The following is an 8,016-nucleotide window of genomic DNA, read 5'->3' on the forward strand; positions in this document are numbered from 1 at the left end:
GGCGTAGCCGATGTGGCCGTTCAGGCCCGAGCCGACCTGGCGGATCAGCATGACCAGCGACATGTCGTATCCGCCGGGTCCGCCCGTGCTCTTGGAGAGCACGTCGAGTTCGGCGAACACCCTCATCGCCGAGACGGCGATGAGCACCGCGATGAGGAGCATCGCGCCGCGCACCGAGGGGATCGTGACCGAGAGGAAGCGGCGGAACGAGCCCGCGCCGTCGAGCATCGCGGCCTCGTGCAGCTCCTTGCCGACGTTTCCGAGGGCGGCGAGGTAGACGACCATGTAGTAGCCGAGCCCCTTCCACACCGTCAGCAGGATCGCGCAGCCGAGCAGCAGCCACCGGTCGACGAGGAACGCCATCGGCCTGTCGACGAGCCCGAGGAACTCGAGCGTCTGATTGATGATGCCCCTGCTGTCGAACAGCCAGGTCCAGATGAGGGCCACCACGACGACCGAGGCGATGACCGGGAAGTAGAACGTCGTGCGGAAGAACGCGATGCCCGGGAGCTTCTTCTGCACGAGCAGTGCCAGCAGCAGCGGGAGGATCGTCAGCAGCGGTACGCAGACCACCACGTAGATGATGCACGTGGTGAGGGCGTTCCAGAACATCTCGTCGCCGAACATCCGCTCGTAGTTCGCCCCGCCGACGAACTCGGGAGTCCGCAGGGGGCGCGCGTCGGTGAAGCTCAGGAAGACGGTGTTGAGGAACGGCCAGAGCGCGAACACCAGCACCCAGATGACGGCGGGGCCGAGGAGGAGCCACGGTGTGAACCACCGGTGCGACGTGATGGTCTTCCTCTTGCTCCGGGTGCCGCTCCGGGTCCGGATGCCGGTGTCCGCGGTCATGCTTACTGGTCCACGCGGTTCGCGTTGGCGTACTCGACGATCTTGTCGAGCTGCTCCTGCGCGTCGGCCTCACCGTTGACGGCGAGGGCGATCTGCTGGGTCATGTACGTCGCCATGTCGGACGTCCACTGGAACGGGATGGCCTTGGCGTCCTCCATCGCGGTGAACACGGTGTCGATCGCGGCGAGCTGCTTCTCATCGGTGATCGACGACGAGATGTTCTCGACGACGGCGTCGCCTCCGCCCGAGGTGCCGGGCGCGGTGCCGACGGCGAGCGACGAGAACGCGACCTGGTTCTCCTCGTTCGTCGCGAACTCGGCGAACGCGAGCGCGGCCTCCTTGTTGTCGGAGTCGGCCGACACGTTCAGCCCCTGCACGTAGAGCGGCGGGATGCCCAGGCGCTGCGTGGCGACGGTGCTCTCGAGCAGGGCGGGAGCATCCTTCGCGAGATCGGTGGTGAAGCCCGTGCCGCCGGTCGTGAAGGCGACCTTCTCTTGGATGTAGGCCTCGGCGTTCCCGCCGTAGTCGCCGGTCAGGGCTTCAGCCGGCATGGCCCCTGCCGCATACGCATCCGCGTACTTCTCGATGATCTCGGCGGCCTCGGCGGTGTTGAAGTCGAACTCGCCCTCATCGTCGATGACCTCCATGCCTGCGGAGGTGAAGGTGTCGAGGGCCGGGATCGACGAGAGCAGCTGCACCTTGCCGCCGGATTCGGTCGCCACGTCCTTCGCGAGGGTGAGCAGTTCGTCGACGGTCGTGGGGAGGTTCTCTTCGGTGACGCCGTAGGGAGCGAGCTGGGCGAGGTTCCACCACGACGCGTCGCTGGAGAGGTACCAGGGCAGACCGTAGGTGCCCTCGGCCCCGGGGTACTGGCTGTAGGCGTCCCACGCCCCGGCGTTGTATCCGGACTCGAGATCGGGATCGGCCGTCTCGAGGTCGACCAGCTTGCCGGCGGCGACGAGCGGATAGGCGATGTCCGGCGGCAGGTTCAGCACGTCGGGCAGGGTGTCTGCGTTCGCCTGGCTCAGGATCTTCTCCTGGTAGCCGTCACCCGGCTGGTCGAGCCACTCGACCGTGACGTCGGGGTGCTCCTTCTCGAACGCGTCGATGAGGTCTTCGAAGTAGGGCGTGAACTTCTCGTTCTTCAGCGACCAGGTCTGGAACTGGATCGTGCCGCTCAGCTCGCCCGACGTGTCGATCGGACCCGCGGCACCCGATGTGGTGCCGCCTCCCGTGCAGCCGGCGAGCGCCATGGCGCCGATCGTGAATGTTGCCAGAGCGACAATGCGTGCGGGAACTTTCATCGTGCTTCTTCCTCGAGGCGGGCGATTGGCGGTGTCCGCTGGACGGACTACAACGCTTTAGCAGATGAAACCATCCGATCCCCGCTCTGTCAAGGTGCAGCCGCCTCTCGGTGAGTCGAGTGGCGGAATTCCGGTGTGCGTCCTGTTGCTCAAGCGTTATAGTGGTGCGACATGTCCTCGCCGGAGGGCTCAGTCGGAAAGGTCCGGACACATGACGCAGCGCCGCGCTCTCGATGCTCGCCTGAGATTCGGGGCGAACTACACGCCGTTGAAGGACTGGATGCACTCCTGGCTCGACTTCACTCCCGACGACGTGCGGCGGGACTTCGCGGCGCTCGCCGAGTTGGGGCTCGACCACGTCAGGGTCTTCCCGCTGTGGACGGTGCTGCAGCCCAACCGCACCCTGATCCGCACGAAGGCGATCGACGATGTCCGCGCGATGGTCGACATCGCCGCCGAGTTCGGGCTCGACGCGAGCGTCGACGTGATCCAGGGCCATCTGTCGAGCTTCGACTTCGTCCCGTCGTGGCTGTACACCTGGCACGACCGCAACATGTTCACCGATCCGAAGGCGCTCAGCGGTCAGGTCGCACTCGTGCAGACGCTCGCCGGTGCCCTGGGCGACGCCTCCAACTTCCTCGGGCTGACGCTCGGCAACGAGACCAACCAGTTCTCGGCGCACACGCATCCGTCGCCCTGGCCGGTCACGGTCGACGAAGCCGGCACCTGGATCGAGTCGCTGCTCGCCGCCGCCGAGACCGCGGCGCCGGGCGTCGCGCACGTGCACAGCGAGTACGACGCGGTCTGGTACATGGACGGGCACGGATTCACTCCTGCGCACGCCTCGCGCCTGGGCGCGATGACCACGATCCACTCGTGGATCTTCAACGGCACCGCTCAGCGATACGGAGGCCGCTCGGTCGCCTCAGACCGTCATGCCGAGTACCTCATCGAGCTGTCGCGCGCCTTCGCCACCGACCTCGATCGCCCCGTGTGGCTGCAGGAGGTGGGGGCGCCGTCGAACTGCCTCGACGAGAGTGAGATGCCCGGCTTCCTCGAGGCGACCCTGCGCTCGGCTCTTCGCACCGAGAACCTCTGGGGTGTGACCTGGTGGTGCTCGCACGATGTGAGCCGCGACCTCGGCGACTTCCCCGAGCTGGAGTACTCGCTCGGCCTCATCGATCAGAGCGGTGCCGCCAAGCCCCTCGGTCGCCGGTTCGCCGAGCTGATCCCCGAACTGCGCGAGCGCGCGACCCCGCCCGCGCGCGATACGGCGATCGTCGTCGAGGTCGACGATCGCGAGGTGCCCGTGAGCCGCGCGGCGCTGAGCCCCGGCGGCGCGGTCTTTCAGACCTGGGTCGATGCCTGCGACGCCGGTCTCGACCCCGCCTTCGTCACCTCGCGGTCTGCCCTCGACCCCGCAGCTCTCGCGGCACGCGGCATCCGTCGCCTGATCCGTCCCGATCTGTCGGAGAGCGCCGTCGACCCGTACGGGTCCGTCAACACCGTCGTCAGCAGCTGAGCGCGCTCACGAACTGCTGAGCGCCTTCACGCCTGAGGTGTCGGAGGGGCTGTGCTCTCACGCGCCGTCAGCGTCGGCGTCGGCCCCTGGGCGCTGGGCAGATTCGCTCCGGCGAGGATCTGCTCGAGAAGCAGGGTCGCCGCCTGCTCTCCGAGCTCGAACGTGTCACGGGTCATCGCGGTGATCGACGGATTGATCAGCCCGGCGATCACCGAGTCGTCGAAAGAGGCGATCGAGACGTCGCGAGGCACGGCGCGTCCCATCTCCTGCGCCACTCGGAGCCCCGCCACGGCCATCACATCGTTGTCGTAGACGATGGCGGTCGGGCGGAGGCGCCCGGAGAGCTGTGCGCGGGTCACCGCCGATGCCCGTGCGGGAGAGAAGTCGGTCGTGATCACCTCACCCGCGATGCCGTCGGAGGCCATCCGGTGCAGCACTTCGGCGCGCAGTCGGGTGTGCTCGAGCTCGGCGGGGCCCGCCACGTAGGCGATGCGGGTGTGACCGAGCGCGGCGAGATACGAGAAGAGCGTCTCGGCGACCTCGTCGTCGGCGATCCAGACGCTGGGCACCGCGCCCTCGGGTGACGGCTTCGAGCCGATCAGCACCGCGCGGGCATCGAGCGCGGCGATGCGGTCGCTGCGAGGGTCGTCGTCGCGCGGGTCGATCATGATGATGCCGTCGACCTGGTTCGACGATCGCCACTGTCGATGCACCTCCATCTCTTCCGCGATGTCGGTGACCAGCCGCAGCTGGAGGCTGACCTTGCTCTCGGACAGTCGCGACTCGATGCCGGCGATGAGGTCGGTGAAGAAGGCCTCGGATCCGAGGGAACGCGCGGGGCGGGCGAGCGCGAAGCCGACCGTGTTCGCTCGAGCGCCGACCAGCGCCCGGGCGGCCGAGCTCGGCTGCCAGTGGTTCTCCTCGACGATCGCGAGGATCCGCTGACGGGTCTCGTCGCTCACGCCGGGGCGTCCGTTGAGGGCGAAGGACACAGCCCCCGGGGAGACTCCGGCCATTCGCGCGATGTCCGCGATCGTGACGCGTTTTCCCGAAGCCATGGGCCTCACCCTACTTGATCGGTTTAGCCCCCGAAAAGCCGCGCGACGTCGCATTTCGTCGGAACACTAGATCGCTTTAGTAAATCCGATAGCATTGTCGGCAGTCGCCCGACCCCAGGGCGCGCGCCACGCACCCCTCATCGTCGAGCCCGGAGGACAACACCATGCATGATGACACCTCGCTCACCGTCGGCCGCGTCAAGCGCGTGCTCGACGAGCGCATCCGCCCGGCGGTCCACTCGGCATCCGTGCCCCTCGTCATCGAGGTCAACGAGCTTCCGGGCGAGCCGATCAGCGCGGCGGAAGGACTCGCCCTCGACTTCGCGGCGGCATCCGTGCCGAGCATGTGGGGGCCGGCCTGGTCGACGACATGGTTCAAGATCACCGGTCGCGTGCCTGCCGACTGGGCGGGCCGCCGGGTCGAGGCGGTCATCGACCTCGGATTCGACATCAACATGCCCGGCTTCCAGTGCGAGGCGCTCGTCTACCGCCCCGACGGAACGCCGGTGAAGAGCATCAACCCGCGCAACCAGTGGCTGCCGATCGCCGAATCCGCCCACGGCGACGAGCCGGTCGAGCTCTACCTCGAGGCGGCCGCCAACCCGGTGCTGCTCGACTACCACCCCTTCCTGCCGACGCAGGAGGGCGACATCCGCACCTCATCGCGTGAGCCGCTGTATCGCACCCGCCGTATCGACCTCGCCGTCTTCGAGCAGGAGGTGTTCGAGCTGTCCCTCGACCTCGAGGTGCTGTTCGAGCTGCAGGCCGAGCTCCCGGCGACATCGCCCCGACGGATGCGCATCCTGCAGGCCATGGACGACGCCCTCGACGTCCTCGATCTGCAGCACATCGTCGAGACCGCCTCCGATGCCCGAGCCCGTCTCGCCCCCGCGCTCGCGGCGCCGGCCGAGGCGAGCGCCCATCGCATCTCGGCGATCGGTCACGCGCACATCGACTCCGCCTGGCTGTGGCCGGTGCGCGAGACGATCCGCAAGGTCGCCCGCACGACATCGTCGATGACGACGCTGATCGACGAGCAGCCGGACTTCCTCTACGGCATGTCGAGCGCGCAGCAGTACGCGTGGTTGAAGGAGCACCGCCCCGAGGTCTACTCGCGTGTCAAGGCGGCCGTCACGGCCGGCCGATTCCTGCCGCTCGGCGGCATGTGGGTCGAATCCGACACCGTGATGCCGTCGGGCGAGTCACTCGTTCGTCAGTTCTCGTACGGCCAGCGGTTCTTCGAGCGCGAGTTCGGCATCCGGTCCAAGGGCGTCTGGCTGCCCGACAGCTTCGGATACTCGCCGGCCCTTCCTCAGCTCATGCGTCGCGCGGGCTTCGAATGGTTCTTCACCCAGAAGATCTCGTGGAACCAGCAGAACGTGTTCCCGCATCACTCGTTCCTCTGGGAGGGCATCGACGGATCGCAGGTGTTCACGCACTTCCCGTCGATGGACACGTACAACTCGCAGCTGAGTGGCATGGAGGTCGCCAAGGCCTCGCGTCAGTTCAAGGAGAGCCGGGTGACCTCGCGGTCGATCGCGCCGGTCGGCTGGGGCGACGGCGGCGGCGGAACCACGAGCGAGATGACCGGCAAGGCGAAGCGCCTCGAGGACCTCGAGGGCAGCGCGCAGGTCGTGTGGGAGCATCCCGACACCTTCTTCGACGCGGCCCGCGCCGAGCTGCCGAACCCGGCCGTGTGGGTCGGCGAGCTCTATCTCGAGCTGCATCGCGGAACCCTCACCAGCCAGCACGCCACGAAGGCGCTGCACCGCTGGGCCGAGCATGCCCTGGTCGAGGCCGAGCTGTGGGCGGCGACGGATGCCGTGCGCACCGGCGCCGCGTATCCGCAGGCCGAGATCGACCGCCTGTGGGAGACGGTGCTGCTGCACGAGTTCCACGACATCCTGCCCGGCACGTCGATCGCCTGGGTGCACCGCGAGGCTGTCGAGGTGCTCTCCGGCGTCCTTTCCGACGCACGGGCGCTGGCCGATGCGGCTCGTCGCTCGCTCGCGGGCGAGGGCGATCGTGAGCTGCGGTTCGTGCCCACATCCGTCGGTGGCGGCCGTGCGCTGGGTGCCGGGTTCGTCGAGGAGTCCGGGGCGGCATCCGTCCTGCTCTCCGGCGAAGACGGCGGGTGGCGTCTCGAGAACGAGCTGGTCTCGGTGCTGATCGCAGCCGACGGGCTCATCGTCTCGGCGGTCGACAAGGCGTCGGGTCGTGAGGCCGTGGCCGAGGGGCGGGCTGCGAACCTGTTCCAGCTGCACCAGGACTTCCCCAACATGTGGGACGCGTGGGACATCGACAAGTACTACCGCAACAGCGTCGACGACCTCACCGGGGTCGCGTCGATCTCGGCATCCGTCGTCGACGGCACGGCCAGCGTCGTGGTGACCCGAGCGTTCTCGGAATCGACGATCGAGCAGACGATCACCCTCGCGCCCGGTGAGCGCACCGTCGTGCTGCGCAACGACGTCGACTGGCACGAGACCGAGAAGCTGCTCAAGCTCGCCTTCCCGCTCGACATCCAGGCCTCGCACACCGAGGCCGAGACGCAGTTCGGGTATCAGTCGCGCGTGACGCACACGAACACGAGCTGGGAGGCCGCCAAGTTCGAGACCTCGATGCACCGCTTCGTGTTGGTGCGCGAGCAGGACTTCGGTGTCGCTCTGGTGAACGACTCGATCTACGGCTACGACACCTCGCGGGAGGTGTCGGATGACGCGGTCGCCACCACCGTGCGGCTGTCGCTGCTGCGGGCGCCGCGGTTCCCCGATCCCGACACCGATCACGGCCACCACGAGATCACGGTCGGCTTCGTGATCGGAGCGGATGCCGCGGTCGCGACGACCGAGGGCATCAGGCTCAACACGGTGCCGACGCTGGTGCGCGGTGCGCACGAGGTCGCGCCTCTCGTCTCGGTGCAGGGCGAGGGCATCGTGATCTCGGGCGTGAAGCTCGCCGACGACGGGTCGGGCGACGTGATCGTGCGTCTCTACGAGGCGCTCGGGCGTCGTGCCGTCGGTGCCGTGGATGTCGGCTTCGAGCACCGCGAGATCCGTGAGGTGTCGCTGATCGAAGACGCACTCGATGATGCGCGGGTGGGCGGAGAGCTGCGCCTGCGGCCGTTCGAGGTGCGGACGCTGCGCATCACGCGCTGAGGCGGGGTGCTGAGGTCCGCGCGCTGAGGCCGCCGACGTTCCGTGAAGGCGGCCATTGTGGCCGCCGCCGTGCGGGAGGACTATAGGCGAATGGCGACCCTCGATGACGTCCGTGAGATCGCACT

General features: G+C 67.9%; 5 protein-coding genes. 2 read left to right on the forward strand and 3 right to left on the reverse strand.

Going from position 1 to position 8,016, the window contains the following annotated elements; translation table 11 throughout:
* Together J7E68_RS11510 and J7E68_RS11515 are read right to left on the reverse strand one after the other, a co-directional pair.
* On the reverse strand, positions 1–849 hold an 849-nt coding region (locus J7E68_RS11510), incomplete at its 3' end, for a carbohydrate ABC transporter permease (protein WP_215172709.1).
* A 2-nt stretch (positions 850–851) separates the two neighbouring features.
* Positions 852–2,153, reverse strand: a complete 1,302-nt coding sequence (locus tag J7E68_RS11515; protein ID WP_215172711.1) for an ABC transporter substrate-binding protein — start codon at positions 2,151–2,153, stop codon at positions 852–854.
* A gap of 211 nt (positions 2,154–2,364) precedes the next feature.
* Here J7E68_RS11515 and J7E68_RS11520 point away from each other — a divergent pair, with 211 nt between their 5' ends.
* A complete protein-coding gene (locus J7E68_RS11520; protein ID WP_215172713.1) occupies positions 2,365–3,675 on the forward strand; it encodes a glycosyl hydrolase in 1,311 nt (436 codons plus the stop codon).
* A 26-nt stretch (positions 3,676–3,701) separates the two neighbouring features.
* On the opposite strand, the gene J7E68_RS11525 is transcribed toward J7E68_RS11520, so the two are convergent.
* A complete protein-coding gene (locus J7E68_RS11525) occupies positions 3,702–4,733 on the reverse strand; it encodes a LacI family DNA-binding transcriptional regulator (protein WP_215172715.1) in 1,032 nt (343 codons plus the stop codon).
* A 164-nt stretch (positions 4,734–4,897) separates the two neighbouring features.
* Here J7E68_RS11525 and J7E68_RS11530 point away from each other — a divergent pair, with 164 nt between their 5' ends.
* Positions 4,898–7,891: a glycoside hydrolase family 38 C-terminal domain-containing protein gene (locus tag J7E68_RS11530; protein ID WP_215172717.1), complete on the forward strand. Its 2,994-nt coding sequence runs from the start codon at positions 4,898–4,900 to the stop codon at positions 7,889–7,891.
* The last annotated feature ends 125 nt before the right edge of the window (positions 7,892–8,016 follow it).

Source organism: Microbacterium sp. ISL-103 (assembly GCF_018613995.1).
Classification (GTDB): domain Bacteria; phylum Actinomycetota; class Actinomycetes; order Actinomycetales; family Microbacteriaceae; genus Microbacterium.